This window comes from Cypionkella sp. PAMC25878 (assembly GCF_058135695.1).
Window position 1 is genome coordinate 872,501 of record NZ_CM176871.1, and the last position, 26,400, is coordinate 898,900.

The window sequence follows — 26,400 nt, forward strand, 5'->3', positions numbered from 1 at the left end:
CCCTAAACCGACACAGGTGGATTGGTAGAGTATACCAAGGCGCTTGAGAGAACCACATTTAAGGAACTCGGCAAAATGCCTCCGTAAGTTCGCGAGAAGGAGGCCCTATTCGTACGCAAGTATGGGTAGGGGGCACAAACTAGGGGGTGGCGACTGTTTACTTAAAACACAGGGCTGTGCGAAGCCGTAAGGCGACGTATACAGTCTGACGCCTGCCCGGTGCTGGAAGATTAAGAGGAGGGGTGCAAGCTCTGAATTGAAGTCCCAGTAAACGGCGGCCGTAACTATAACGGTCCTAAGGTAGCGAAATTCCTTGTCGGGTAAGTTCCGACCTGCACGAATGGCGTAACGATCTCCCCGCTGTCTCAAATGTGGACTCAGCGAAATTGAACTGTGTGTCAAGATGCACACTACCCGCGGTTAGACGGAAAGACCCCATGCACCTTTACTCCAGCTTTGCACTGGTATCAGGATTGTGATGTGCAGGATAGGTGGTAGGCATCGAAGCGGGGACGCTAGTCTTCGTGGAGCCTCCCTTGAGATACCACCCTTCGCCATCTTGATATCTAACCGCGGCCCGTTATCCGGGTCCGGGACCCTGCATGGTGGGGAGTTTGACTGGGGCGGTCGCCTCCCAAATTGTAACGGAGGCGCGCGAAGGTAGGCTCAGACCGGTCGGAAATCGGTCGTTGAGTGCAATGGCATAAGCCTGCCTGACTGCAAGACTGACAAGTCGAGCAGAGACGAAAGTCGGTCATAGTGATCCGGTGGTCCCAAGTGGGAGGGCCATCGCTCAACGGATAAAAGGTACGCTGGGGATAACAGGCTGATGATGCCCAAGAGTCCATATCGACGGCATCGTTTGGCACCTCGATGTCGGCTCATCTCATCCTGGGGCTGGAGCAGGTCCCAAGGGTATGGCTGTTCGCCATTTAAAGAGGTACGTGAGCTGGGTTTAGAACGTCGTGAGACAGTTCGGTCCCTATCTGCCGTGGGTGTAGGAGACTTGAGAAGAGTTGCCCCTAGTACGAGAGGACCGGGGTGAACGGACCACTGGTGGACCAGTTATCGTGCCAACGGTAGTGCTGGGTAGCTATGTTCGGACAGGATAACCGCTGAAGGCATCTAAGCGGGAAGCCCCCTTCAAAACAAGGTCTCCCTTGAGAGCCGTGGAAGACCACCACGTCGATAGGCCAGAGGTGTAAGAGCAGTAATGCTTTCAGCTGACTGGTACTAATTGCTCGATAGGCTTGATTTGATCCAGTAACAGCAAGGTTAGTGATAACCAAAGCTTCTGGGTCGTAATGTCAAAGAAATGACATGTCAAAAGCGTACATACGCTGTCGAAAGACAGCCTAAACTTGGAACAATCTGATGATCTAAAACCCTGCATGAGCAGGATAAAGATCACATACTGATGTTTGCTATGCGAAGAAGGCCCATCGCGGTTCTGGATCAACTCCAACACCGCGATCAGCCTTCCAGCACAGCTTGTTTCTTCTTTGGTTTGGTGGACATAGCACGAGCAAAACACCCGATCCCATCCCGAACTCGGCCGTTAAGTGCCGTCGCGCCAATGGTACTGCGTCTTAAGACGTGGGAGAGTAGGTCACCGCCAAACCTAACAAGAAACAACCTCTCAATACGATAGCAAGCCCTCAGCACAAAACCAGCTGAGACCACGTTCCCACACCACCAACGGGAACGACCGTCGCGGGGTGGAGCAGCCCGGTAGCTCGTCAGGCTCATAACCTGAAGGTCACAGGTTCAAATCCTGTCCCCGCAACCAAAATTATCAAATATATCAGCAAGTTACGAGCCGTCCGCAAGGACGGTTTTTTGCTTCCCAGTTTTACCTCAACGCCACCTCAACGTTTGACGAGTCCCCCCTGAAAAGCGGGGGCTTTTTGCATTCTGGGGAACTGGCTGCTCTGGACGAGCTATGGCTGCCGTCGTCGGACCTATCCGTGACACCCTCCTCGGGCGCCTGGCTCGGGATAGTCCGCCTATCGGCATGGGCTGAACGCCTTACTGTCCAAAAATGACGAAATGGTCATGTTGCCGACAGCATGTCGTTAATTTTTTAGTGTAACGATGGTATGTCGTGATCTGAGCGGAGCCAATTGCATGTTGGAAGGTCGGCTCCGAGGGATCACAAGACAGAAAGTACGATGAAAATACTGGTGATCGAAGACGAGCCTAAGACCGCTGCCTACCTTGCGAAGGGGCTGCGCGAGAATGGCTATGTCGTCGATCATGCGGGCGATGGCGGGATGGGCGCGCATATGGCGGTGCTCACGCGTTATGATCTGATCATTCTGGATGTGATGCTGCCGGAACTTGATGGCTGGGGTGTTCTGAAGGAGTTGAAAGAGCGCGGGGTCAGCACGCCGATTTTGTATCTTTCGGCGCGCGATGATGTGCAGGACCGGGTGCGGGGCATCGAGCTTGGGGCCGAGGATTATCTGGTCAAGCCGTTTGCTTTCAGTGAGTTGCTGGCGCGGGCGCGGGCAATTCTGCGCCGGGGGCGGACAGCCCGGAAAACGACGGTGTTTCAGGTGGCTGATCTAGAGCTGGATCTGGAACGGCACCGGGTTGTGCGGGCGGGCAAGGCGCTTGATCTGACGCAAAAGGAGTTTCTGCTGTTGGCGCTTCTGATGCGGCGGGCTGGTGATGCCTTGTCGCGAACGATCATTGCCGAACAGGTTTGGGATATCAATTTTGAAAGCGATTCCAACATTGTAGATGTGCATATGCGTCGGCTTCGGCTTAAGGTGGATGATCCGTTTGAGGACAAGCTGATCCATACGGTGCGCGGGATCGGATATACGCTTGAACATCGCAGCTAGGTTTAGGCGCGGCTTCACGGTCGTTCAGCGCAGGCTTAATTCCATCGCTGTGCGGTTGGCACTTTGGTATGGGCTGTCGGCTTTTGCGCTTGTGTTGGTGACCACCGGATCGCTTTACTGGGCGCTTACCGTCAATCTGGACCGCGAAGATGCGCTGACGCTGGAAAACCACATCCAGGATTTGCGGCTGCTTTTGGCTGCGGCGACGCAGGATATGCCGATGGCTGCACCACCGATCAGCGGCCTTAGCTTGCAGACCAGCCAGCAGATTTTTGTGCGGCTGGTTGATGGAAGCGGTGCCACATTGTTCGAGACGCCCGGTATGGCGGAACTGGCGCCGCCTGCGCTTTTTCCATTGCTGATACCTGCGGATGCGCGGCCTTCACTGCACCGCGAGATGGAGACGGCAAAGGGCCGCCATCTTCGTGTGGTGACGGCCCGGGCAACGTTGGACACGGCAGCACACGACCCGCGCCAATTTCAACTGGCTGTTGACCGCGCTGATGAAGAACGGTTCTTGCGGGAATATCGTGATCTGATGGTCCTGATCCTTATCCTATCCGTAGTGGCCTGCGCTTTTGGCGGGATGGTGATTGCCCGGCGTGGCATGCGCCCGATTGACCGGATCACCCGCGCTGCGCGTGACACCCGATCAGGGACACTGAACCAGCGTCTTCTGCTGACTGGCTTGCCCAGCGAGTTGGCACAGCTGGGGTCCACGTTCAACGACATGCTGGACAGGTTGGAAGATACGTTTGGCCGGATGTCGCAATTCTCAGCCGACGTGGCGCATGAACTGCGCACCCCCATCACCAACATGCGCGGCGAGATTGAGGTGGCCTTGGGCAAAACCCGGACGCCCGCAGAATATCAGGATGTTCTGGGATCGTGCCTTGAGGAATATGAGCGTCTGACGCGGATCATTCAAAGCCTGCTCTTTCTGGCCAAGGCTGAAACGGCTATCCAGCTGGATCACCGCGATCCTGTCGATCTGCGGCAGACGATTGCGGCGGTGATTGATTTTTACGAAACGGCGGGGGCGGAGGCATCGGTGGCATTGCAGTTTGCCCCCGGCCCGGTGCTTTGGGCGGGCGTCGACCGCACGCTGGTGCAGCAGGCCGTTGGCAATCTGATCAGCAACGCAATCGCGCATACGCCGTCGGGGGGCGTTGTAACAGTGGCCCTCACCAATGCTGCGGATATTGTGCAGATCACGGTCAGCGACACCGGGTCTGGCATTGAGCCCCAGCATCTGCCGCATGTATTCGACCGGTTTTACCGGGCCGACCGCGCCCGGACCGGATCAACCCATCATGTGGGCCTTGGGCTGACGCTGGTGCGCAGCATTGCCCGGCTGCACAACGGGTCTGTCAGGATTGAGAGTACGCCCGGGCAAGGTACCTGTGTGACCTTGCAATTTCCTTTGGTACGCGTCGATCAGCCTAAAATCGCCGGCACCTGACTGCAGGTGCAGCAAAACCATGCTGCATGACAGAAACGTCATGTGGGAGTCAGGCTTTCGTAAGTCCTGCGCGCTATGCAGCAGTCATAGAATGCGCAGAACGCGCCCTCAGGAAAGCCACCCTCATGACCGTTACCGCGTTTCTGACCTCGTATCTTGCCCCGTTTGGCCTGACGACCATTGACCTGATTTCCTATGTCGGCCTTGCCGCCTGCGGCACCATGGGCCTGGGCCTGCTGCTGGGCCTGCTGCTGTCGATCAAATATGATCCGGTGGTCAGTTGGCCGCACCGCAAACTGCCGATTTTTCGGATTCACAACACGCTGGCCTATGCCACAATTGTGCTGATCATCACCCATCCGCTGTTGTTGCTGACGGCCAACAAGGGTTTTGGGTTGACCGAAATTCTGCTGCCCTTCCTTGGGCCGTATCAGCCGTTTGAAAATACCCTCGGTGCGATTGCGCTGTATTCCACCCTTGTAATTTTCGTCACATCCTATTTCCGCAAGAGCCTGAGTTTCCGGCGCTGGAAGGTGATCCATTATACCAACTATTTGACGGCCATAACGTTTCTGTTCCACAGCACCCTGACCAACCCGAACCTGAACGACAAGCCGATTGACTTCATGGATGGCGGCAAGGTGTTTGTGCTGATTTCTGTGGTGATCGTGACGCTGGCCATCATTGGCCGCGCATTCTACGCAGGCCGTGCGGCCCGCCAAGGGGTGACGACGACTGAGGCCATTCACGCTTCGGCCGAGCGGTGGGAAGGGCGGCTGCGTGTGGCCCGCAAGTTCGTGGAAACCGGCGCGGTGCAGACGTTCCGCCTGATGACCGAAAACGGCGCACCGCTGCCGTTTCACTGGAAAGCCGGGCAATATGTGACGCTGGCCCTGCAAACCCCGAATGGCCCGATCCGCCGCGCGTATACGATTGCCTCGTCGCCAAATCAAAGCCGGTTTCTGGAAATCACAGTTAAGCGCGAGGCAACGGGTGGCGGATCGCAATATCTGCATGACAATGTGGAGGTCGGCCAGTTGCTATCGGTCAAAGGTCCGCAAGGTGATTTCACCTTCATGGGTCACGAGGCCGAAGGCATCGTAATGATCGCAGGCGGCGTTGGCATCACGCCCATGATGAGCACGCTGCGCCATCTCACCGAATCCGCATGGACCCATCCAGTGGCGCTGATCTACGGCACGCAGACCCTAGCTGACGTGATCTTTCGCGACGAACTGGCCGCGATTGAAAAACGCCACCCGAATTTCCGGCTGCATTTGCTGCCGACCGTGGCGGAAGACCTGACCTGGACCGGACCGCATGGCTATCTGACGCCCGAGATGATTTTGGCCTTCGTGCCCAACATCGCCCGCGCCCGTGTGCACATGTGTGGCCCCACACCGATGATGTCCGCCGTTCTGCCCATACTGGAAGGCTTAGGCGTCAGTGAAGGCGCGATCTTCACCGAGGCGTTCACCTCCCTGCCGTTTGAACCCGGTCCCGGCGCGGATGAAGAGGTCAGCATGACCTTTGCGAAAAGCGGCAAAACCGTAATCGCCCGGCGCGGCGAAGGTGTGATCCGGGTGGCCGAAGCCAATGGCATTGCCATGGATTATTCCTGCCGCAACGGCGAATGCGGGTCGTGTCGCTGCAAACTAATAGCCGGTGAAGTGCACATGCCGGATAAGACGTCGCTGACCGCCAAGGAACGCAAGGCCGGGTTCATTTTGGCCTGTGTCGCCCGCCCGGTATCGGACGCAATCACTCTGGATCTGTAAGCGAACAGAGGCTGTCTGAAAGGCGGCCCCTATACTGTCGCTTACCCATGGTCCCGAGCAAAAAGGGTTTACCCTTGATTGCCGAACTGTGCCAAATCTGGGCAACCAGATGGAAAGGCTGATGATGACTGCTTTGCGCACCGGCCTTGCTGCGATCCCTCGTGGGATTTGGGTTTTGGGATTTGTCAGCATGCTGATGGATATCTCGTCCGAGATGATTCACAGCCTGTTACCGCTGTTCATGGTCACCGTGCTTGGCGCAAGTGCGTTGACAGTCGGTCTGATCGAAGGAGCTGCTGAGGCGACCGCGCTGATTTCAAAGGTGTTTTCCGGTGTGCTGAGCGATTGGTTTGGCCGCCGCAAGGGTCTGACACTGCTGGGGTATGGCTTGGGTGCCATCACCAAGCCGCTGTTTGCCTTGGCACCCAGTATTGGCATCGTGCTGACTGCACGGCTGCTGGACCGCATTGGTAAGGGCATCCGAGGTGCGCCGCGTGATGCGCTGGTGGCCGATATCGCCCCGCCGCATCTCCGCGGAGCGGCATTCGGCCTGCGTCAGTCGCTGGATACTGTGGGTGCCTTTGCCGGGCCGTTGCTGGCCGTGGGGCTGATGTTGCTGTGGCAGAACAATTTTCAGGCGGTGTTTTGGGTCGCCGTGATTCCGGGGGCGCTTGCGGTACTGCTGCTGGTCGTAGGCGTGCAGGAACCAGCGCCGCAAAACGTGACCAAGCGCACAAACCCGATAAAACGCGACAACTTAAAGCGGTTGGGCACCGAATATTGGCGCGTTGTGGTCATAGGTGCTGTGTTCACATTGGCGCGGTTCAGCGAGGCGTTTTTGATCCTGCGCGCGCAGCAAAGCGGTATTGCCGTAGCGCTGGTGCCCTTGGTGATGGTGGCAATGAATGTGGTCTATGCAGCCTCCGCCTATCCCTTTGGCAGATTGTCGGACCGGATGAGCCACGCCAAGCTGCTTGCCCTTGGGTTGTTGATCTTGATCGCTGCCGATCTGGTGCTGGCCTCTGGGGCGCATTGGGCCGTGGTTTTGGCGGGCGTCACGTTGTGGGGGTTGCACATGGGCATCACCCAAGGGTTGCTGGCCACCATGGTAGCCACCACCGCCCCGGCCGACCTGCGTGGAACAGCCTACGGATTTTTCAATTTGATGAGCGGAATGGCCTTGCTGCTGGCCAGCGCAATCGCGGGACTGCTGTGGGACCAGTTCGGGGCCGAGGCCACGTTTCTGGCAGGGGCTGCCGTCGCCACGGTTGCCTTGGGGCTGCTGGTGACTTTCAAACCCAAGGCCGCAGCGACTGCGACCGAGATGGATCATTGATCTTAAGCACAATGATCGCCGCCCGGTCGCAATATTTGAAGACCTGTGTCTGCCAGCGCTGAAGCAAATGGCTTGCCGCCATAATCCTACTGCGGGCACGTTTGACATTCACCTTCCGCGTTTGTCTGCCACAGACCAGATCACCGAACCGATGGTGAGCAGCGCGCCGATCACCGGCTCCAGATCGGATGCCTGAACAAAGCCCTTGGCGACGAGTGCAGTGCCAGCGACGGTAAGGATTTGGCGCACGATTGCCAGAATTGCAGGTTTCAGCATGGTGTTCTCCAGTTCAGGACTCAAACGTGGTGGTGAGGAATTCGCCCGACTTCATGGTCGGCAGGCGTTGCGGGCGGGGGGGATAGGTTGCGGGCCAGCGCGCGCCGAGGAGGCGGGACTTGGCGACGCGGGCGATGGTGACTGCGTCTGATTGGTTCCCGCCGAGGACGTAGAAATGCGTGTCGTCCTGGCCGACGGCGAAGCCGACATGACCGCCTGATCCGCGCTCAAAAATCAGCACAGCGCCGGCGACCGGCTTGGTGTCGCGTCCGAACAGCAGCCAGTTGCGCGCCCAGTAGGGATTGGTGCCCAGCGCCCCAAGCAGCGGTTCATCGGGCAGGCCCATGCGAATGCAGGTTTCGACAAAATCACCGCACCAGGGGTTCTTGCCCGGATCGCCCAAGCTGCGGCCGTCGCGCTTCAGCCAATCCATCAGCCAGCTGCGGTCGCGCGCCTCGTTCTTGCCCAGCGCTGACTTCGCCTCGGTGATCCACGGCAGGGGCGCGGCCGGTGCCAGAGAAGCCGGGCGACCGTTTGCGGTCAGCAGGGACTTCAGGGCGCGGGCGGTCCGGACGCCCCAGCGGCCATCGATGGTGCCGGGGCTGTGGCCGAGCTTGTCCAACCCGCTCTGGATCAAGCGGATGGCATCGGTTTGGTCAGTAATCATGGGAGTGTTCTTTCTGCCCGGTGGCGGACGACAAAAAAACCCGCTGTGCGGGCGGGTCGGGGTGGTTTGGGTGATGGTCGGAGGTGGCCAGTTCAGGGGCGCTGCGCCAGTTCCCGCAGCAAAGCGTTGGTTTCGCGGGCCTGTTGCTTCAACTCATTGATCGACAGCGACAGGGCGTCAAAGCGAACGTCCTGCCGCGTGGCGCTGTTTTCCAGTGCCCGGACGCGGGCCTCAAGCTGCGCGGAATTCGCCCGCTCGGCCATGATCATTTCGCGGGTTTCGGTCAGGGCGGAAGTGAGGCGGTCGGCAGCCCCTTGCAGCGAGGCCAGCGTCCCGCCACCCCACCAGATCAACCCGGCGACCGAGACCAGCATGGTCCAGGCCAATGCCTTGTTGATGGTGATACCGCGTTCGTTGTTTTCAATCATGTTTTGCCATTTCAGTGGATTCTCTACTGGTTCTTGCGTTGCTGTCGCCCGGCCGCCCGCAATGGGCAGCTTGGTCAGGACCAACTGCCGCCGAGGGTTGCGGCCGGGCCGAGGTAGATGCATTCGAAATAGCTACCTGCGAGGACATTCGCGGCAGCGGCGACGTCCAATGCGATGGACGGGATGATCGTCCCCGCGGTGGTGATTTCAAAGGTGCCGTGGATCGAGGCGCGGAGCGCGGCCGAAGCGCTCGGGGTAGTCAGGGCACCACCGCTGGACGGCACGTCAGAGGCTGTGCCAGAAATCGCCGTGGTTCCACCGACGGCCACGGTGCCGCGCGAGCCGAAGTCCTGCATAGACATCTTGCCGAAGATCGCCGTGCCCGCTCCTTTGAGGTTGAAGTTCGCCGATCCACTCGTGGTGGACATCGAGGTAATCAGCAGCGAGCAGGTGAAGCGATAGGTTCCCGCAGCCAGGGACAGCGCGCCGTTCGTCGACCAGTTGAACAGCTTCTGGGCTGTGGTGGCGCTGGTCAGGGTGTAGTTGGCTTGCAAGACGCCATAAGCAGAACTGGCCCCCGAACCACCGCCCCCGATCAGATCGGTCGATGTTCCGCCCTGCCGTCCCCGGAATTTGCCCGTGCTGGAGTTGTACCAAAGGTCACCGTCCGCTACCGTTCCGGGATCGCCCGCATTCGGGTTCAGTTGCAAAGCCACCATAGCGCGGACCCGGCCAGAGGTCCGTTCCAGTTGCAGGGCGTTGAACCAGGTGGCACCGTCGCCAGAGACCTTGATCTGGAAATCATCCGATCCCGTGAGGCCAAACTCCGCCCGGCCGGAAAATCCGGTCTGAAAGAGAAATGAGCCGGTGTCCGTTGCTGCCGCCTTGTTGACCTTGACCTGATGCCCGGCTCCTGCGTGGTTGAAAAGACTCGCCGGGGCGTTGATCGACAGCCGGTTTGTTGCGTCTGCCGCGGAGCCACCAAGGCCGAGATAGAGCGCCGAGACGTTGGCGGCCGCCATGGCGATGGCAGAGACACTACTGCCATAGGTGACGGTCGGGCTATTGATGGTCAGAGCACCCAGCGCCCCGGCCACGGCCGAACCGATGTTCACATTGGTGGTCGAGCCCGAAACCCCGACCGTACCGATATTCACGGTCTTGGTGCTACCGCTCAGTGTGGCACCGGTGGCGAGGTTGGTCGTGCCGGTCCCGGTCGAGGTGCCGAGATCATTGTTGGCGTTCGACAGTGTCTGCTTGGCCGAAAAGGTCTGGGCAACGGCCAGCCCGGCCAAGGACGTGGTCGCATCTGGCAGGGTGAAGACCCGCGTCGCCCCTGTCGTGAACCCTGCGATCTGGAACCGGGCCTGCTTGGTTGGGTCGATGTCGTCCTGCAGGGTGAAGGCCGCGTCAGAAAAGATGCCGGTGATCAGCCCGGTCCAGATCCCAGTCCCGGCGTTGTAGAGAAGCAGCGTGTCCGTGCTGACGTCGACGGCGGTCCAGCCATCGAGCGGGACATAGAACGCCCATGCCCCATCCTGCCAGGCCGCGATCTGACCGGCATGTCCCGCCCAAGCACCGGTGGGCGCGGCCGGGAGGATCCAGCGCTGGCCCTCGACCGGGCTTCCGGGCGGCGTGGCCAGCGCCGCACTCTGGACGGTGATCTGCACCAGAGCGTCGAGGCGGCGCAGCGCCTCGTTCACAGTGACATGTTTCTGGGATTGGTTCGCCGCGAGATAGGGCAGAACCAGATTGGGCGTATCCGCCATGGGGAAAACTCCTAAGGTGTCAGGATGGCTTCGGCCGGGGCGCCACGACCAAGTTGACCGTTCTGGAAAACCCGAAGGCGCAGGCTGGTGACGAGCGCGCCAAAATCAGCGGTCTGCATCGCGGCGGTATACGTCCATGCGGCAAGACCAAGTCCGGAAACGGTGCGGATCACCGATCCGCCACCATTCAGGATCTCGACGTCCCAAGACTCCGATGTCTCGCCAAGCGGCACATCCGGCGCATTCCAGCTGTCGCCCGCCAGCGCCCGGGTCCGGCGCAGCCAGGACAGAATGATGTCGCCCGATCCTTGCCAGACACCCTTGGTCCGCACCGGACTCCACGGGCGCAGGCCCCGGCCTTGCGGCGTGAAGGACAGCGCGAGGTTTATGGTATCACCGGCAGCGCGACCTACCGGGCCGATCCGCCAGTTCCACGGCATGCCAAGCTCCGCTTCCGAAACTGGCAGCGGCACGAGCGCCGACCCCAGAAACACAATCCGACTGCCGATCAAAGCCGAGGGCACAATGGCGTCTTCGGTGCCCGATTGGCCGCGCAACAGGCGCGCCAGTTTCCAGCGGCCGCTCGAGACGATGGTGGCGAGGCCGAACTGCAGCACTTCCCAGATGCCCGTCGCCGTTTCCAAAGCCAGCGCGTTGCTGCTCGCGAACAACTGCTCGTCGGTCACATTTTGCAGCGACCCCGACGAGATGTCGACCAGCAGCGCATTCGCCAGATCGAAGCGCCAGGACGGCCCAGCCGCCAGCGTCGCTGCAAGCGTACCGAATTGGGCCGGGATCGCCGCCGTGGAAAACAGCGAGAACCCGTCCAGCGAGGCACTGCGCCAGATTGCCGCCTGACCATACCACGGTGAAGCCGCGACCGCCGCGAGGGGACGATAGGCAGCGACCTCCTCGCTCAGCTGCGGCAAGTCGAGGATTTCCGCATCGGGCGGGCCGTAAACCACCGGTACGGCGGTTGAGACTCCGCGGGACGGGCCTTCTGGCAGTCCATAGACAGTCCGGTCCCGTCGCGATGCCTCCACCCGCCGCGCTTCGCCATCGGCAATTTGGGTCAGCGCAAAATCGAGGCTGCGGCCATCATTTTCGATGGAGACGACATCGGTCGGGTCAAGCGCCAGACGCGAGGGTGGCAGGGCGAAGGTCGCGGTTTCGCGGCCGATCCAAGCCTCGAACAGCGCACGGCGGGCGTTGCGATCCGCCGTCGCGGGTGGATGCGCGATGGCAAACTGCTCGGCTTGGACGCGCACGGAATCCACGGTGACGCGGCGGGCCTCCACGGTGACGACCTCATAATCCTCGTCGGCAGACAGCATCCGCCATTTCAACACGCGTGGCAGTTCGGTTTCCTGGCCCCGGGTGAACTCGATGTCCTCGCCCTCGGGGCGGTCGGCTGCGACCAGATCGGCGGCGGTGATCGTGGTCACAGATGTGCCGCCCCGCGGCACGAAGCGCAGCAGCCCCTGACTTTCCACGGCATCGAAGATGAAATACCGCGCCAGCGGTGCAATCGAGGCACGCGGGCTTTCCAGCGCCGCGATCACGAAGCCGGGCACGGCATCGGCGAGGCGCGAGACATCGAGCGCGTTCGGATCAATCCCCGACCGTGCGCAGATAGAGCGGATGAGATCCCCGAGGCTGGCATTGCCGAGCCGACCGTTCAGCCAATGCCCCACTTCCCAATTGGCTGTGTCGCCCCAGACATCGCTTCGGCCGGGCCAGGCGGGATAGGGCCGCGCATCCCAGCACCAGACCGCGCATTCGCCCATGTCAATCATCGGCGCGGCATAGACCGACGAGACCGGGTTGTGGCCAGGGTCGGACCAGTAGCTGATGAGGGCCCCCAGATAGCGGCGCTGGATTGCGTCGTCGCGCGCCCCGGTGGAAAAATGCGGCAATTCGCTTTCTGAGCTTTTCGGGTCGAAGAACACATTCGGCTGGTTGGTGCCCTTGTCGACGGCGGGGCAGCCGATCTCGGTGAAGCGGATCGGCTTTGATTGCGGTACCCACGTCGTGGCGCTAGCACTTTCCACCCCACCCGGGCGGTTCTTGTGGGTGTTCGACCACCAGCTGCGGAAATCCTTTGGCCGGAAGACCCACGGCTTGCCATAGGCGCCGTCGGCGATCGGGGTGCGGGTCTGTGCGTTGCGCGCGGCGTCCGAGGCATAGAACCAGTCGAAATACTCGCCGCCCTCGATGTTTGACTGCAAATAGGTCGGGTCATGGATGCCCGACCAGCCGCCCGTGGCATCCAGATGATTGGTGCCGTCCCGCCAATCCGACAAGGGCAGATAGTTGTCGACGCCAATGAAGTTGATGTTGGCATCGGCCCAGAGCGGATCAAGGTGAAAATAGATGTCGCCGGTGCCGTCGCCGGGCTGGTGGCCGAAGTATTCCGACCAGTCGGCCGCATAGCCGATCTTCGTGCCAGACCCGAGGATCGCCCGGCAATCCGCGGCAAGGGTCTGCAAGGCCGCCACGGCCGGATAGGTGCTGGGCCCAGAGCGGGCCGTGGTCAGGCCGCGCAGTTCGGAGCCGATCAGGAAGGTGTCGACGCCACCCGCTGCCGCGCAGAGCTTGGCATAATGCAGCACCATGCGACGATAACCCCATTCTGAGGGTGAACCGGTCCAGCTCACCGTGGTGCCGCTGGTCGAGAAGTTTGCGGCCGCTGCCGACCCGAAGAAGGCCGACACTTGGGTTGCTGCCGCCCCCGTCTTGTCCACGGTTCCTATCTGCCCAGCTGCGGGCGAAACCGTGATCCGGCCTCTCCAGGGGTAAACGGGCTGGCCGGGCGTCGCAGCATTTGCGCTGTAGGGGTTCGGAAGGGTGTTGCCTGCGGGCACATCCATCATCACGAAAGGGTAGAAGGTGATCCGTTTGCCCCGGGCGCGCAGGTCCTGGATCGCCTGCACCACTGCGAAATCGGCTGGTGTGCCGCCAAAGGCCGCAGCATCGCTGACTTGGCTGATCAGATGCGCCCCGGTCCTGGTCACGCCATTCACGCCCCACGACTTGGGCGATGTGGACTTGGTGGTGGTCTCCACGCCGGGTTGGATCAGGCAAGATCCGGCGCGCAAATCGGTGCCGAACCAGCTGACGACCAGCGACACGCTTTCCAGATTGGGCGCCACCTGTTCCAGGTTGTCCAAAGACGCGGGCAGGTCCGCCTTACTGAGCGTGCTGTTCTGGTTCTCAGGGATCGTCGTGCCGCCCGACGAGCGGGTGATGGTCTCGGTCGCATAAACGAACTCGCCAGCGCCGGGGATCAGGTTCACCGCTCGGATCAGGCTTTCGGCCGTTCCATCTGCAAGCGCCGGTCTGATCACCTCGAAGGACAGCTGCGGGATGCGATTGCCGAATTTCTCAAGGGGCAATTCCTCGAAGACGATGTAGGCCATGCCCCGATAGGCAGGCGCATTGCCCGCGCCCATCTTCGCGGTGATGAACGGATCGGGCAGTTGGGTCTCGGTGCCGGTGTAGACGCGCCAGACCGCGCCCGGCAGATCGAAGGGTTTGCCATCGGCCCAGATCCGGCCAATGCCGGAGATCGGCCCCTCGCAGAGACCGACGGCAAAGGAGCAGGAATAGGCGTAAGTCGTGGTCTTGACCTCACCGCCGCCCCCGCCCTTGCCGCTGCCGCCTTGCGTCGTGGTCGTGGATTTCTCGAGGAAATCGGTGGCCCAGAAGATATTGCCGCCGATTTTCATCCGACCGTAGACATTCGGGATCACTGCGCCTTCCGTCGAGGAAGTGACGCGCAGGCTTTCCAGCCGTGCGCCTTCGGAGATCTGGTTCGGCGCGAAGGAGGCGACGATCCGGCTGTCGATGATGGTGCCGAGGATCGACCCCGCCGCCTGGCCAATCACGGCACCGGACAGGCCGAGGATCGTGCCGCCAAAGCCAGCGCCGATCGAGGCGCCCGCGGCTGCAAGGAGGATGGAGGCCATCAGATCACCTCGGTGGGCGCGGACGGAAACTGGAACGCAAATGCCGCACGCCGCGACCATGCCGAGGTGAAAGCCTCTTCGATCACACCCGAGCGGTCATAGGCGTGGATCAGGCTGGGGCGCATCACGCTAGCGCCGAGGATGCCGCAATGCTTGGCGGGAACGCTCGGCGCCATGCGAAACAGGATCAGCGTGCCTGGACCAGCCGCATCAAGGGAGATTTCGATGAGTGCAGCCATGGCGGCTTCGGCCAGGACCCCACGGCGACCTGCCTCACCCCAGTCGCGGGAATAGGGCGGCACCTCCCAAGGCTCGTCGCCATGCAGCGCCCGCCAAATGCCCCGTGCGAGGCCAAGGCAATCGGCGCCGACGCCCTGTACCGACGACTGGTGCAAATAAGGCGTGCCAAGCCAAGAGCGTGCGATGGTCAGCACGGCCGAGGGATCGGCCGGGGTCAACGGGGTGGCGGTCATGTTGAAACCTGTCAGGTAAGGGGCGCACCGTTGTTGGCATCGCCCTGATTGGGATAGCGCAGCACGGCCTCTTCGCCGGGCATGTGGGGGAAACCCCGGAAATTGACGCCATTGCCAAACTTGGCCGCGCAGGTTGCGAATTGCTTGTCGCAGCCCGCCGTGGCGAGGAATGCGTCACCCACGGCGATCGGCCGCACTGGGGCCTCAAAAAGGGTGATGGCACCACTGGCAAAGGATGCAATCTCGGCCTTGCGCCCGGCATTTGCGCCGGTTGTCCAACTGATGACGCCCAGCGCAAAGCTGCCATTCGCGAAGCTGCCCAGCGCAGCGGCCGAGAAACCCCGACTGCCGGAGAGTGTCGCCACCGTCCCGGTCGCCGACCAAAGTGGCGAGGCGAGGTCCACGCCGCAGCGGGCATCGCCCAGATCGGCATCGCAGGAAAACTGATATGTCCGCCCGACCGTCTGGTTCAGCCAATGTGCCAGGGAGCGCACCTCGGCCACGAAACTGGTTCGCCCGCGCCTGATGTCACCTAAATTGCCGCGCCGCATCAGCACGCGCTGGTCGGTCGAGGCCCAGTTCACCCGCCAGACATCAACCTCGGCATTGTCCCAGCGCCCGTCCAGGATGTCGGTTTCGGTGATGCGGTCGGATGACAGCGCCCCCTCGACATCCTGCGCATCGACCGAGAAATCCTGCCCGGCACGGATTTCAGAGGGCACAAAGCCGCTCTCCGGCTCGTAAGTTGTGCCTGCGAAAATTAGGGCCAGGTCGTGGTCTGTAAAGCCATAGACCGCACCGTCCCTTCGGGTGATCTTCCAGCACCATGACAAGGTGGTGGTGCCGCTGTCGAGGTGGGCTTGCAGCCCCGTGGGCAAGGATTTCATCGGCGGACCTCGATCAGAGGAATGGATGTGATCGATCCCAGGCGCTCGATATCCAGCGTGACGGGCAAATCGTCGGTGTCAAACCGCACCGGCACATCGAATTCGAAACCGGCCGTCAGGTTGGCGCCGACTGAGGGTGGGCTGAGGAAGGTCAGGATCCCGGTAGAGACATCGGCGGTCCAGCCCGGGGCGGCACCGGTCCAGGCCGGTTCGCGAAGGCTTGCCCCGAGGATGGTGACGATCTGCCCCGCGGTGCTGTTGCCAGCCCCGAGGAGGCATCCTGTCAGGCCAGTCCCCACGACGATGTCGAAGGACCAGAGCCAGAAGCCGCCGCCAAGATCGGTTACACCCAAATTCGAGACCACCCCACCATTCTGGTTGAAGATCGTGGGCGCGGCGAACGTGCCCTTGATCCCGCTGTCGAGGTTGCCTGGCTGCAGGCGCAGGTTCAGCCGCGCATCGGGCGACCCACCCGCCTTAAACCAGACCTGCGCGCGGTACTTCTTGCCCTGCTGGACCGGGACCGAAGCGTGCTGACGAAGGCCAGCGCCGGAAACCCCAAGATCATAGGCGGCAGTGAAGCTGCCATAGGTCACGGCGCTGCTGGCCCCGGTTGCCCCGGTGTTCGACCAGGTGACGGACTGCATATTGCTGCCCGAGGACAGCAATTCCGGACCCTGCAGCGTCAGGATCCCGGTTTGCACGGTCCCGGCCACTGGCTTCAGGATCGTGCGTACCCATGTCTGGCCGCCCGAAGCATAGAGCTTCTTCAGCCGGAACATGGTGGTCGTGCCATCACCTGTGCCGAGGGGTTGATCGAAGGCGGTGATGGTGGCCGAGGGCAGACAGGATTTGTAATCGGCCCAGTCTTTCCAGCGGAACCCGCGCAGGCGGCCGTTCCGGGCCTCGAAGAAGGCGATCACCGCCGCCAGATCGTCTGCACGGCGGATCCCGTAGGCGGCATCATAGGACCTGCGCGAATTGGCCCATGAGGCGTTCCTTTCCTCGTCGCCCGAGGCCATCGTCACGATCTGGGTCCGCCGCTGTGGCCCGCCGCGCGCACCCCGGCTGATCATGTCGGGAAAACGGACTTCATCGAATGCCATCAGAACGCCCTCCGACCGAATGCGACAGCACGGGCGATGTCGCTGGCGACCTGGACGCGCGATTGCCGAAAGCTCTGCGCGTCCCTGGCGTTAATGGTCACGGCGATATTCTGACCGCCACCCGCTTGCGATCCGCCTTGCGCCGCCAATTCTCGCCGCGACAACACGCGTTCGCCCTTTTGGAGGATAGCGGGCACCTCGTCAGGCCGAAGACCGGCCCATCCTCCGGAGTGCATCCGGGATGCACCCGCGAAGGCCAGCGCCGGGATCATGCGACCGGACACTGTGCTGCCGACCATGCCGCCCGAATGCAGGACCGGTGCGAAGATCCCACCGATGCCGCCCAGCGCGCCGGAAAGCATGTCGGCAATGGGGCCGAGCACGGATTTCCGCACCGCCAATTTGGCGAGATCGGCCAGGATTGAAGAGACGAGATCGCCGAAGTTCAGCTTGCCGGTCTTCACGAACTCGCCCACCGCGTCCTCGGCAGACTGGAACGCTCCGACCAGCGCCTGGCCCACATCGGCGCCGATGTCGCGGGCCTTGCTGGCATAGTCCGAGAGTGCTGCGGTCACAGCGCCCCAGCCGGATTTTGCGGTATCTGCCCCGGCTGCTGTGGCATCGCCCGCCGCTTTCCCCGCAGCCCCTGCGCCTCCGGCGGCGCGCCCTGCATCATTCAGCGCATCGGTCGTGCCATCGGCGGCAGCGGTGGCGGCATCAAGGGTCGCAGCGCCGTCTGTTCCGGCCGCCGTCATCGCCGATTGCAGCGCCTGCCAACTCGCCAGAGGCCTTGTCGCCGCGTCGGTCAGCATGCCGGAGGCTTCGGAATAGGCGGCGGCCCGGTCGCGGGCGTCGTTCGCCATCGTGCCGAGCCCGAGATCAGGCGTCTCGATATAGGTTTTGCCCATTGCCGCCCTGAAGGCATCCGCTGCGGCGGCACCGGCGGCTGTTGCAGCCCCTGCGAAGGGATTGTCCACCCGGCCCAACGTGACCGGATCGAGGGTGCCGATCTGAATGCCGCCTTCGCCGGTGGCCCAATCGGGCAGCATGTCGAGTGCTGCATTCAGGCCCGAGATGAAGGTGTTGATCCGGGTGACGACACCGTTCAGCATCGCCCCGACGCCGCCAATCAGCCCGTTCGCCGCCTGGAACGCGAAATCGCCAATGGCTGAGGGCAGCGCCGCCCAGATCGCCTTCACCGCATCAAACGCCCCCTGAAACACGCCGGTCGCGGAATTACCGAAGCCTACGACCGCCACCAACGCGCCCTGCATGGCATCGGCCACGGTGGCGGTGATCCCGGACCAGCTGGCGCTGAGACTTGCGACAACAGCATCGACGCCAAGGCCGATCCGGTCCCAGACTTCGCTGGCGAGATCAGAGAGAAGCCCAAGGGCCGCGCCAAAGCCACCAGCGCCCTCGACGAGCTTGGAAAACTGATAGACCAGTTCCCCCGCGCCGACGATCAGAGCGCCGATGCCGGTGCGGATCAAGGCACCCTTTAGGACGGCCAATGACAGGGAAAAGCCGCTGACCCCCAGCGCGGCCGCGCCCAAGGCCACGACGAACCGCCCGGCAAAGAAGGTCGCGAACGCCCCCGCAATGCTGGCAATCTCGCCGATATGCGCACCGAGAAAACTGATGCTGGTCTGGAAGACACCACCCACTCGCGTGGCATCGGCCAGCGCATTGGCCACCGTTTCCAGCGCAGGGGCGACGGCAACCGTCAGTTGGTTGGCCAGGCCAAGCCACACCAGACCGAGCCGGTCGATGGCATCGCCTGCGGTCCGGATCTGATCGGCATCCTGATCCGACACCGCCACCCCGAAATCGGTCACATCCTGCGACGCCTGGCGCAGAGTGGCGCTGTCGATCCGGCTGAAAGCAAGGGCGGCCTTGTCGCCGAAGAGCGCGGAGGCCACAGCTGCCCGCTCTGTCGGGGGCACGAACTTCGCCAAAGCATCCTGAATGGCGACGATGCGCTCATCGAGCGGCAGGGCCTGCAGATCCGTTGCGGTGAGGTGCAGGCGCTGCAGGGCCGCCACCGCCGTACCAGTGCCGCCCGCTGCATCCGAAAGCTTTAGGGTCAGTTTCTTGGTCGCTGCCGCGATCTCCTCCATCGACACCCCGGCGAGGTCGCCTGCGAAGGTCAGCACCTGGATGCTGCGGGTGGTGGTGCCGAGCGATTGCGCCAGATTGGCCTGCGCGTCGATGGTCTCCAGCCCTGAACGGATCATCGCGATGCCCGCCGCAGCGGCGGCCGCGACCGCCACAGCTGCGGCGATTTTCACGCGCGTTGAAAACGCCGCCAGTTTGGCGTTGGCGATCTCAGCTTCCTTGGACATGCGGCCGAAGCCTTTGACCCCGGCGTCGCCCACACCTTCCAGCTCGGCACGCACTTGCTTGCCGCCGACTGCCGCGAGGCGGACGGATACACGTTTCTCAGCCATCAGGGTTCCCAATCTTCTCATTGATGCGGCGGACCATCACCGCCTCCAGTTCTGGCAACAGTTCCGCCACCACCATCAGGTTCAGGCCCAGCGCTCGGGCCAGCGCCAAGGCCGCACTCATGTCCCAACCGATGATCGCCCTGCCTGCGACCCGCATCTGCCCGCCCAGACGGCCAACCAGATCCCACACTTGCCAACCGTCAAGGCTCAGGGGCTGGTTCAGTCGCGCGGGGCAGTCCGCACACTGCGTTTCACAGGCCGCGCAGTAGCTGTCGCCCCCGCCGAAGTGCCAGTCGGCGAGGGCGCAGAGCCGTTTTTTTCCGCGTCCAGCAACATGCCGCGGCTGACGTAGAGGAGGTTGAACGCCTCGAAGATCGGCCAGAGCGACAGCAGCGCGTTGATCCCCTCCGGGGTCACCGCGATGACCGCGCCATCTGCATCGCCGACGCCTTCCCAATTGACGATAGCGCGACGGGCAAGCGCTGCAGCGAAGATCGCCGCTCTTGTGTCGTTGCTGGCATCGGCCGCCAGCGCCTGCACGGCGGGGTCGGAGCGGGTGGCAACCATCAGCGCCGTGGTCAGTGGCAGAAGCTGCAGGCGCACGCCGTGGCCGAGCTCAAACCATTGCGGTTCGGGGAAAAGTTGGATCCGTATCATCAGTAACCTCCAATGCTGTTGACGAGGACGACGGTGCACATCCGCGCCGGGCTGGCGGCCAGTGCGCCTTGCCAGTCGAAGGACGCTTGCACACCTTTCGGGCCTTTGATTTCGATGCGCGGGCGGGGCAGATAGACGGCATGGGCGGTCAAGGTAAGGCCTTCGCCGCTGGCCAGCAGGTAGCTGAACTCTAGCGCCGCCGCCGTGCCGTTGAACGCTTGGGTCAGAAGCGTGGTGTCAGCAAAGCGAACCTCGATCTTGCCAGTCAACGCCGCGATGGTTGGGTCAGCGCCGTCGATCTTGGCATCGGAGCGGATGGTCTCGATCCGGTCGAGATTGTTGGCGTAGGTGACATCGGCCGAGACGATGTTGCCCAGCGCCAACCCGTCGCGCTTGATAGCGCCGTTGAAATGGCCGAACCGCTTCAGGGCCATGGTAGCGGGTGTTCCGGCACCGGTGGCGGCGGCAATGGTTTCGCCCTGCGCCACCAGCATAGCCTTGGCCCCGAGAAGGCCAGACCGCTCCATCTGCCATGACAGTGAATCCAGCACGCAGCCAGAATACATCGCAAAGCGCGGCACCTCCGGCATGCCAACTTCGATAGACATGCTGGGCAGGGTCCAACTGCCGGATAGGAAAGTGTGGGCATTCAACCCGCCGGTCAGGGTCGCAGCCGAAACCGTGCCGTTGGAGGCGGGCGAGATGGACGTGGCCAGCGAGAAGGTGTTTCCGGTGCTGCCAAGCATGTCATGTACCATGGTCAGCGCAGTGGCTGTGCCGGTGTAAGTTGCCAGCGCCACGCCGGTGACGACGCTGGCGTTCAACGCCACTGCGAGGGCCGTCATGGTCGCCGCCAGGTTGGCGCCGATATTGACCTGGTTGCCGACAGCCCCCGAGGCCACAAAGGTGAACACGGTTCCGTTGATCGTCAGGGTGCCGTTTACGGCGGGTTGGGTCGAGAAGGTGATCGACCCGGTTGCGGCCACCGTGCCAGCGGTGGTGGGTGCGCCGAAGGCCGCCTTCAACCAGAAGCCGAAACCCACCGCATCGATCGGCACTTCGACATCGCCGTCCGTGGTAATCGCATCCAACAGTGGCGCGCGTGGATCGCGGCCATAGCCCAGTAATTCCGAGGCCAGCAACGGTTGCTCAGCTGCCAGTGATGAGGTGATGAACGGCATTTGGGTAAAACCGGACCCCGGCGGGGTGCCGTAAACAGTCTCGAACGCAAGCGCCATCTGCGCCCGCGCTCCTTGTGCGCGTGCCATTTCAGTGTCCTTTCATGTGGGAAATCAGATCAGTGGGTCGGGCGTGGTGTAGTGCAGCACAATGGTGATCACCGCCGCTTTCAAGGCGGCCGCGCCCTCGATGGGCAGATCGACAGGCTCGGGCGCTTCTGCCTCCACCCAATCGCATAGACCACCTAGCGTGCGATCAGCGGTCAGCGCCGCGCCAATATCCGCCGTCAGCTCATCGAACAGGGAATCGCGTCCGGTCCCCGCCTGGATCACCACCTCCAACTCAGCCCGATGCTCGTAGAAATAGGTCAGCGGCGACAGCGTCACCTCCGGATCGCCCGGCTTGCCGTCGCGCAGGATGATCAGGCCCGTGGCAGGAATGCGTTCGGGCAGCACTTCGCCACGCAGCACTGGGGCGGCAAGGGTTTGCAACCGCGCGTGAAGGGCGGCTAGAATGGTTTCGCGGATGCTGGGCATTTGTTCTTTCCAAATCTGATGGCGTAGCCAACGACCGCAAGGAACCCAACTTAACAATGCTGCGCGGTGCGGCCAACGACCGCTCAACCGAGCAGGCTAAGTTACTTGCGCCAATGATTTGCTCATGTAAACTAACATGCCGCCTTTGAACGGCTCTTCAAAATCAATTGTGTAGCCATGTCGCGAGTAGAATTCGATGTTCTCGGCAAACAGCTTATTGGTGTAAAGCTTGATCCGCATCACCCCTTCGGCCTTTGCGGTCTGTTCAACAAGGGCCAGCAACCGTCGCCCGAAGCCATTGCCCTGAAAAGCGGGTAAAACGGCAAGATTTTCTATCAAAACATGATCAGCTTCTGTGACCGTCTCGACGAGAGCGGCCAATGTTTCGCCCACGTGCACAAGTCGAAAAAGATGTTGCTTGACGGCATCATGGTAATCGACCGTCATCGGCAAAGGCTCGCGCCCTATCAACGGAACCCACTTCGCATAGGCTTCCCGCGTCAGGGTTTGGATAGCAAAAGCGTCTGCTTTCGTCGCATTTCTAGTCTTCAAACCGTCGCCCTCTTTGCCGCCCTAATCGCCCAGAAATCTGGCGAGAGCAAAATTCCATCAGTGCCCAGCAGTCGATATTAGTTGTGAAGATGAATCTCAAGCTCGATAGATGGCGTGATTGGGTGTGGCTAATTCAACCCGACCATTGGCGCAGATGCAACGAGCGGCACCTTTGTCCAAATAGCGGTCAATGGCCGATCTGCCCGTTCACCCAGTTGCGCACGATGCTGCCCGGAATGGCTGCCAGCGCCCGTTCTGCATCCCTCGCTAGATCCAGCCGCTTCGGCAGTTTAACCTGCCGCACCAGCAGGAAGATCGGTGCAGTCACCTGACCCTTCCCGCTTTTCGACTTGGAGACTGCCGCCTGACCGCGCGTGTTCAGCCGCACCGCATCCGCCACCAAAAGACTCGGCCCCCGGCTGCGATAGACAAAACGCAGGCGCAGGCCGGTCTTTCTCTCCCACATGGCCGGGGTGATGCGCTTGCCACCCAGCGCCTTTCCAGCGGCGGGCAATGGGATCGCCAGCCAGAAGCCATTGCTCGAGCGGATCAGCGGCCCGGTGTCATGCGCGCCAATGATGACCGGGGCGTTCGACCAGACCAGTGTGGCCGCGTCGAGGCTGTTGCGACCCTTGGGATAGGTCTGTGACCGGATGGTGTTGGCGAGGCGCTGGCCCAAACCCGCACCGGTGATCTGGGCCCGCCAGGCCGATTTGAGGCTGGTCCCGGCTTGGGCCATTGTGATGGAGACCGCCTTTTGCCCCGCCGCTACCTCGGCGCGCATCAGGGCGATGAGGTCGGGGGTGAAGCTGACGTTCAGTTTCATGGCGTCCTCGTGTTAAGCGTCCAGATCAGCTGTTCGCGGTCGAGCTTCGGCTCCCCCTGAAGTATGAAGTCCTCTAGCCCGATGCGGATCAAATCGCCCGGCGCAGGTGTGGGCATGTCGGCGATGCGCGCATCCAGCATGGTGGTTTCCGACAGGATGCGCCCAGCGCCGAAGGGCGTGATCTCGTCGGGCGACTTGCGGATGACCCGGATGGCGATGCCGGGACCGGTTCCGCCCGCAAACCAGAGGGCATTCACCGCCATGTTGGGATCGGCAAAGATCACGTTCATAGCGGTGGCGAAGGCGTTCATGTCGCTGGCCCCGATCAGTTGGACGTGAACAGGCGGATCGCGGTGCGCGGCCGCTTGTTGACCGGCAGGATCGATGCCTCGGTCAGGATGTTGATCCAGCGGTCCTTGTCGTCCATCAGCTGGCGGGCATAAAGCGGCAGGCCGATGGTGTTGGCGAGGCTGATTTGGTTGGCCGGGCCGCCATAGGTGGTGAAGGTGTCGATGGTGCCGATCGGGAAGGCGATGCCTTCGCCTGCCGGGATCAGCCGTTCCGCCACGCCGGTCGAGAGGGTGACGGTGCCCCGGTATTCCTCGAACAGGATTCCCGCGAAGGGAAAAGATCGCCGCACGTCTTGGCGCAGGGGCTGCGCGCCCAAGGCAGAGTAGAACTTGTAGGCCTCCTGCGTCAGGGCATGGCCGATCAGCTTGTCGAAGAATTCCGGGCTGACCAGCGCGTAAACGCTGATCATCGACTCGCCCAAGAGATTGTCTTCCACGGCCCGGATCGCTTCGCGGACCTTGGCCTGCACGAGGGTCGTTGCCGTCCCGAGCAGGAAATCGACCGAGATTTGCGCGAGGCCAAATTCGGTGAAGTAGTTGTAAAGCGTGGTGCCCGCACCATCCTTCACGATGCCGCGCAGGGCATTCATCTCCATATATTCGCGGGTCTGCGCGTGTTTGCGGCGCATCAGGGTCAGTTTGCGCATCATTACGGTGGCCAGTTGCTCGTTCTCGCTGCCACCGAAGGCGGGCACACCCTGAATGTCGGAAGCGAGGATCACATCATCATGCGGGATCCACGGCAGGCCGAACGAGCGCATTGAGCGGCCCTGCCGGGTGGCGAGGGTGGCAGGTGCGCCCAAGGGGACGGAGGGAAGGACGTTCAGGGAACCCTCGAACTGCTCGATGATGACCGAGCGTTGGGTGATGCCTTCGAAGCTGAACAGGCCGATTTCACCGAGGCGGGTGTAGAGGTTGGGCAGGATGTTGATGGCTTGGGTCATTTCGGCAAGCGAATAGCCGCCCGCGTCAAACGGGTTGCGAATGATGGCGTTCATGATGTCTCCGAGGGTTTTGGGGTTGGATAAGGGGCGGCGATTGTTTCGCTGCGGATCAGGCGCTGGTGCGCGGCACGATGCCGACGGCGGTCAGTTCGGCCCATTTCGTGGCGGTCAGAGGGACGGTGTTGACGGTGGCGTCAAACACCAGTGCTACTTTCGAGACAATGGCTGGGCCCCGCGCCAGAATGAGGCCGGTGGCATCGGCGAGGGTTGCATCGACCGGGTTCAACAGGACGGCCGAAGCAATCTGCGCCCCATCCGCACCAGCGCCGGTGGCCAGCTTGTATTTGTCGGTGGCGGTGATCTTGCCCAGCACGGATCCCGCCTTGTAGTTCGTGCCGAGCAACAGGGTGATTGCTTCGTTGGTGTAGTTTGGGTCGATCTGGAATTTGACAACATCGGCCTGTGAGGCCGCTTGAGTGAGCGTAGGCATGGTTCAGATCCTTTCGGGTTGGAGGGGCGTCAGGCCGATTTTCCAGCGCTGGCGACGCGTTTGGCTGCGGCGAGCAACGGGCTTTCCGGTGCTGCGGATTTGGGCGGCGGCACCACGGCAATCGCAGCGGCATCGCTGCGGGCGGCCAACTGGTTCAGAACGGAAGCGCGCAGCGCGTCTGGTCGGATGCCCTTCTGGACCGCCTCGGCCACGTCGATGCTCACACCCAACCGCGCAGCCTGAGCGCCCACGGTGGCCAATTCCGCCGCCTCGGCGCGGACGAGCGCCACGGCAGTCGCGGCCTCGCTTGGCGCAGGATTGGGGCTGGGGGCATGTTCAGCGGGCGCGGAAGGCGGTGCCACTTGCGCCGGGGCTGTCGTGCCGTCGGTTTCATCGGGGACAAGGTCATCGGTCGTGGTGGCTGCGTTGGGTTTCATGATTGACTCCTTGGAAAATTGCGATTGCGCTGGTCGGGCGGGTCTAGCGTTTCGGAGAGTGCCGCGCCCATTCACGGCAGCGGCGAAGGCGGCAAAGGCCGATGCCGGGTCGGAAACCTCATCGGCCAGCCCGGCCGCCATGGCCTCTGCGCCGCGATAGCACTCGGCTTCTGTGGCGAGCGCGGCGTTTGCCGTAAGGCGGTGACCACGACCGGCCGCGATGGTCTGGGCGAAAAGGGTCCGGATACTATCGATTTCCGCCTGGATGCGGGCGCGCACCGGGTCGGGCAGCGGCGCATAGGGATTGCCGTCGACCTTGTGCGCGCCTGAATGGATCAGGGTGACCGTCACGCCTGCATCCGACAACTGGCCGCTCAGGTCGGCGTGCATGACAACGACACCGATGCTGCCCACGGCGCCAGTGCGGGGCAGGATGATCCGGTCGGCTTGCGATGCCAGGGCATAGCCCGCCGAGAAAGCGTGCTCCGCGACGAAGGCCCAGATTGGCTTTGCCAACCGTGCTGCCCGAATGGCGTCGGCCAAATCGAACACGCCCGCGACCTCGCCGCCGAAGCTGTCGATCTCAAGGGCAATGCCACGCACGCCCGGGTCCGAGGCGGCAGCGCCGAGTTGCGCGGCGATTCCCTCATAGGAGGTCTGCCCGGACGACTGCCCAATCCACGCCCCGCGATGCACCAACACGCCGGAGACTTCGATCACCGCCACACCATCGACCATCGCAAAGGGTGTCTGGCCATCCCGTTGATATTGCTCAGCCAGGCCATTGGTCAGGATCCCGGCCCGGGCGGGCAGCGCCGCATGGGTCATATCTTCGGGTGCGACCTCAATCCCGGCCAACCGCAACTGCCGCCCGGTGATGCGCGGTCCAAGCCCGGAAAGGAAGGCCATCGCCTTCGAAGGTTCGACCAGCAGGGGCGTGTTGAAAGCCCGCTGGGCAATCTGCGCATGAAACATCCTGA

Annotated in this window: 23 protein-coding genes, 1 tRNA gene, 2 rRNA genes and 1 pseudogene (1 of these 27 running past the window's edge); 7 read left to right on the forward strand and 20 right to left on the reverse strand. The window is 62.2% G+C overall.

Going from position 1 to position 26,400, the window contains the following annotated elements; translation table 11 throughout:
* The 7 genes from ACS5RD_RS04020 to ACS5RD_RS04050 form a co-directional block, all read left to right on the forward strand.
* Positions 1–1,258 (forward strand): 23S ribosomal RNA (locus tag ACS5RD_RS04020); it begins 1,585 nt to the left of the window's first position.
* 248 nt (positions 1,259–1,506) lie between these two features.
* Positions 1,507–1,621, forward strand: a 5S ribosomal RNA gene (gene rrf, locus ACS5RD_RS04025).
* 91 nt (positions 1,622–1,712) lie between these two features.
* Positions 1,713–1,789 (forward strand) — tRNA-Met (locus ACS5RD_RS04030).
* 382 nt (positions 1,790–2,171) lie between these two features.
* Positions 2,172–2,849, forward strand: coding sequence for a heavy metal response regulator transcription factor (locus ACS5RD_RS04035; RefSeq protein WP_489930100.1), 678 nt, complete (start codon positions 2,172–2,174; stop codon positions 2,847–2,849).
* Positions 2,833–4,311, forward strand: coding sequence for a heavy metal sensor histidine kinase (locus ACS5RD_RS04040; protein ID WP_489930101.1), 1,479 nt, complete (start codon positions 2,833–2,835; stop codon positions 4,309–4,311). The genes ACS5RD_RS04035 and ACS5RD_RS04040 overlap by 17 nt, the downstream gene beginning before the upstream one ends.
* Positions 4,312–4,436: 125 nt before the next feature.
* A complete protein-coding gene (locus tag ACS5RD_RS04045; RefSeq protein ID WP_489930102.1) occupies positions 4,437–6,089 on the forward strand; it encodes a 2Fe-2S iron-sulfur cluster-binding protein in 1,653 nt (550 codons plus the stop codon).
* Positions 6,090–6,210: 121 nt separating this feature from the next.
* Positions 6,211–7,425, forward strand: coding sequence for an MFS transporter (locus ACS5RD_RS04050; RefSeq protein WP_489930103.1), 1,215 nt, complete (start codon positions 6,211–6,213; stop codon positions 7,423–7,425).
* 108 nt (positions 7,426–7,533) lie between these two features.
* On the opposite strand, the gene ACS5RD_RS04055 is transcribed toward ACS5RD_RS04050, so the two are convergent.
* The 20 genes and pseudogenes from ACS5RD_RS04055 to ACS5RD_RS04150 all read right to left on the reverse strand — a co-directional run bounded on the left by ACS5RD_RS04055 (position 7,534) and on the right by ACS5RD_RS04150 (position 26,395).
* Positions 7,534–7,701 (reverse strand): Pam3-gp28 family putative phage holin, encoded by a 168-nt coding sequence (locus ACS5RD_RS04055; protein WP_489930104.1) that lies wholly within the window; start codon positions 7,699–7,701, stop codon positions 7,534–7,536.
* A gap of 13 nt (positions 7,702–7,714) precedes the next feature.
* A complete protein-coding gene (locus tag ACS5RD_RS04060; protein ID WP_489930105.1) occupies positions 7,715–8,368 on the reverse strand; it encodes a TIGR02594 family protein in 654 nt (217 codons plus the stop codon).
* Between the two features lie 92 nt (positions 8,369–8,460).
* Positions 8,461–8,796, reverse strand: a complete 336-nt coding sequence (locus tag ACS5RD_RS04065; RefSeq protein ID WP_489930106.1) for a hypothetical protein — start codon at positions 8,794–8,796, stop codon at positions 8,461–8,463.
* A gap of 74 nt (positions 8,797–8,870) precedes the next feature.
* A complete protein-coding gene (locus tag ACS5RD_RS04070; RefSeq protein ID WP_489930107.1) occupies positions 8,871–10,565 on the reverse strand; it encodes a DUF2793 domain-containing protein in 1,695 nt (564 codons plus the stop codon).
* Positions 10,566–10,576: 11 nt separating this feature from the next.
* Positions 10,577–14,533, reverse strand: a complete 3,957-nt coding sequence (locus ACS5RD_RS04075) for a baseplate multidomain protein megatron (RefSeq protein ID WP_489930108.1) — start codon at positions 14,531–14,533, stop codon at positions 10,577–10,579.
* Positions 14,533–15,006 carry a C40 family peptidase gene (locus ACS5RD_RS04080; protein WP_489930109.1) on the reverse strand — a complete coding sequence of 158 codons (474 nt, stop codon included), beginning with the start codon at positions 15,004–15,006 and terminating at the stop codon, positions 14,533–14,535. Before ACS5RD_RS04080 ends, ACS5RD_RS04075 begins: the two co-directional genes overlap by 1 nt.
* An 11-nt stretch (positions 15,007–15,017) precedes the next feature.
* The gene (locus tag ACS5RD_RS04085; protein ID WP_489930110.1) at positions 15,018–15,893 is read right to left on the reverse strand and encodes a DUF2163 domain-containing protein; all 876 of its coding nucleotides are present in this window, start codon (positions 15,891–15,893) and stop codon (positions 15,018–15,020) included.
* Positions 15,890–16,540 (reverse strand): DUF2460 domain-containing protein, encoded by a 651-nt coding sequence (locus ACS5RD_RS04090; RefSeq protein WP_489931327.1) that lies wholly within the window; start codon positions 16,538–16,540, stop codon positions 15,890–15,892. The genes ACS5RD_RS04085 and ACS5RD_RS04090 overlap by 4 nt, the downstream gene beginning before the upstream one ends.
* Before the next feature lie 15 nt (positions 16,541–16,555).
* A pseudogene (locus ACS5RD_RS04095) lies at positions 16,556–16,999 on the reverse strand (phage distal tail protein, Rcc01695 family); the annotation flags it as partial.
* A complete protein-coding gene (locus ACS5RD_RS04100) occupies positions 16,999–19,449 on the reverse strand; it encodes a phage tail tape measure C-terminal domain-containing protein (RefSeq protein ID WP_489930111.1) in 2,451 nt (816 codons plus the stop codon). The pseudogene ACS5RD_RS04095 and the gene ACS5RD_RS04100, both read right to left, overlap by 1 nt.
* Positions 19,442–19,639: a DUF7697 family protein gene (locus ACS5RD_RS04105; RefSeq protein ID WP_489930112.1), complete on the reverse strand. Its 198-nt coding sequence runs from the start codon at positions 19,637–19,639 to the stop codon at positions 19,442–19,444. The genes ACS5RD_RS04100 and ACS5RD_RS04105 overlap by 8 nt, the downstream gene beginning before the upstream one ends.
* A 29-nt stretch (positions 19,640–19,668) precedes the next feature.
* Positions 19,669–20,106, reverse strand: coding sequence for a phage-derived protein YdaY family protein (locus tag ACS5RD_RS04110; protein ID WP_489930113.1), 438 nt, complete (start codon positions 20,104–20,106; stop codon positions 19,669–19,671).
* Entirely contained in the window at positions 20,106–21,374 is a 1,269-nt protein-coding gene (locus ACS5RD_RS04115; RefSeq protein WP_489930114.1) for a phage tail tube protein, read from the reverse strand. The genes ACS5RD_RS04110 and ACS5RD_RS04115 overlap by 1 nt, the downstream gene beginning before the upstream one ends.
* 24 nt (positions 21,375–21,398) lie before the next feature.
* Positions 21,399–21,821, reverse strand: a complete 423-nt coding sequence (locus ACS5RD_RS04120; RefSeq protein WP_489930115.1) for an acyl-CoA transferase — start codon at positions 21,819–21,821, stop codon at positions 21,399–21,401.
* Between the two features lie 96 nt (positions 21,822–21,917).
* A complete protein-coding gene (locus ACS5RD_RS04125; protein WP_489930116.1) occupies positions 21,918–22,373 on the reverse strand; it encodes a GNAT family N-acetyltransferase in 456 nt (151 codons plus the stop codon).
* A 187-nt stretch (positions 22,374–22,560) separates the two neighbouring features.
* Positions 22,561–23,199, reverse strand: coding sequence for a DUF6441 family protein (locus ACS5RD_RS04130; RefSeq protein WP_489930117.1), 639 nt, complete (start codon positions 23,197–23,199; stop codon positions 22,561–22,563).
* On the reverse strand, positions 23,196–23,510 hold the full coding sequence (locus ACS5RD_RS04135; protein ID WP_489930118.1) for a head-tail joining protein: 315 nt from the start codon (positions 23,508–23,510) through the stop codon (positions 23,196–23,198). Before ACS5RD_RS04135 ends, ACS5RD_RS04130 begins: the two co-directional genes overlap by 4 nt.
* Positions 23,511–23,524: 14 nt before the next feature.
* Entirely contained in the window at positions 23,525–24,547 is a 1,023-nt protein-coding gene (locus ACS5RD_RS04140; RefSeq protein ID WP_489930119.1) for a major capsid protein, read from the reverse strand.
* A gap of 55 nt (positions 24,548–24,602) precedes the next feature.
* Positions 24,603–24,983, reverse strand: coding sequence for a head decoration protein (locus tag ACS5RD_RS04145; RefSeq protein ID WP_489930120.1), 381 nt, complete (start codon positions 24,981–24,983; stop codon positions 24,603–24,605).
* A 29-nt stretch (positions 24,984–25,012) separates the two neighbouring features.
* Entirely contained in the window at positions 25,013–26,395 is a 1,383-nt protein-coding gene (locus tag ACS5RD_RS04150) for a S49 family peptidase (RefSeq protein ID WP_489930121.1), read from the reverse strand.
* Between the last annotated feature and the right edge of the window lie 5 nt (positions 26,396–26,400).

Coding starts and splice junctions, on each gene's coding strand:
- ACS5RD_RS04035 (WP_489930100.1), top strand. CDS start 2,172: ATGAAAATACTGGTGATCGAAGACGAGCCTAAGACCGCTGCCTACCTT.
- ACS5RD_RS04045 (WP_489930102.1), top strand. CDS start 4,437: ATGACCGTTACCGCGTTTCTGACCTCGTATCTTGCCCCGTTTGGCCTG.
- ACS5RD_RS04050 (WP_489930103.1), top strand. CDS start 6,211: ATGATGACTGCTTTGCGCACCGGCCTTGCTGCGATCCCTCGTGGGATT.
- ACS5RD_RS04055 (WP_489930104.1), bottom strand. CDS start 7,701: ATGCTGAAACCTGCAATTCTGGCAATCGTGCGCCAAATCCTTACCGTC.
- ACS5RD_RS04060 (WP_489930105.1), bottom strand. CDS start 8,368: ATGATTACTGACCAAACCGATGCCATCCGCTTGATCCAGAGCGGGTTG.
- ACS5RD_RS04065 (WP_489930106.1), bottom strand. CDS start 8,796: ATGATTGAAAACAACGAACGCGGTATCACCATCAACAAGGCATTGGCC.
- ACS5RD_RS04070 (WP_489930107.1), bottom strand. CDS start 10,565: ATGGCGGATACGCCCAATCTGGTTCTGCCCTATCTCGCGGCGAACCAA.
- ACS5RD_RS04075 (WP_489930108.1), bottom strand. CDS start 14,533: ATGGCCTCCATCCTCCTTGCAGCCGCGGGCGCCTCGATCGGCGCTGGC.
- ACS5RD_RS04080 (WP_489930109.1), bottom strand. CDS start 15,006: ATGACCGCCACCCCGTTGACCCCGGCCGATCCCTCGGCCGTGCTGACC.
- ACS5RD_RS04085 (WP_489930110.1), bottom strand. CDS start 15,893: ATGAAATCCTTGCCCACGGGGCTGCAAGCCCACCTCGACAGCGGCACC.
- ACS5RD_RS04090 (WP_489931327.1), bottom strand. CDS start 16,540: ATGCAGTCCGTCACCTGGTCGAACACCGGGGCAACCGGGGCCAGCAGC.
- ACS5RD_RS04100 (WP_489930111.1), bottom strand. CDS start 19,449: ATGGCTGAGAAACGTGTATCCGTCCGCCTCGCGGCAGTCGGCGGCAAG.
- ACS5RD_RS04110 (WP_489930113.1), bottom strand. CDS start 20,106: ATGATACGGATCCAACTTTTCCCCGAACCGCAATGGTTTGAGCTCGGC.
- ACS5RD_RS04115 (WP_489930114.1), bottom strand. CDS start 21,374: ATGGCACGCGCACAAGGAGCGCGGGCGCAGATGGCGCTTGCGTTCGAG.
- ACS5RD_RS04120 (WP_489930115.1), bottom strand. CDS start 21,821: ATGCCCAGCATCCGCGAAACCATTCTAGCCGCCCTTCACGCGCGGTTG.
- ACS5RD_RS04130 (WP_489930117.1), bottom strand. CDS start 23,199: ATGAAACTGAACGTCAGCTTCACCCCCGACCTCATCGCCCTGATGCGC.
- ACS5RD_RS04135 (WP_489930118.1), bottom strand. CDS start 23,510: ATGAACGCCTTCGCCACCGCTATGAACGTGATCTTTGCCGATCCCAAC.
- ACS5RD_RS04140 (WP_489930119.1), bottom strand. CDS start 24,547: ATGAACGCCATCATTCGCAACCCGTTTGACGCGGGCGGCTATTCGCTT.
- ACS5RD_RS04145 (WP_489930120.1), bottom strand. CDS start 24,983: ATGCCTACGCTCACTCAAGCGGCCTCACAGGCCGATGTTGTCAAATTC.
- ACS5RD_RS04150 (WP_489930121.1), bottom strand. CDS start 26,395: ATGTTTCATGCGCAGATTGCCCAGCGGGCTTTCAACACGCCCCTGCTG.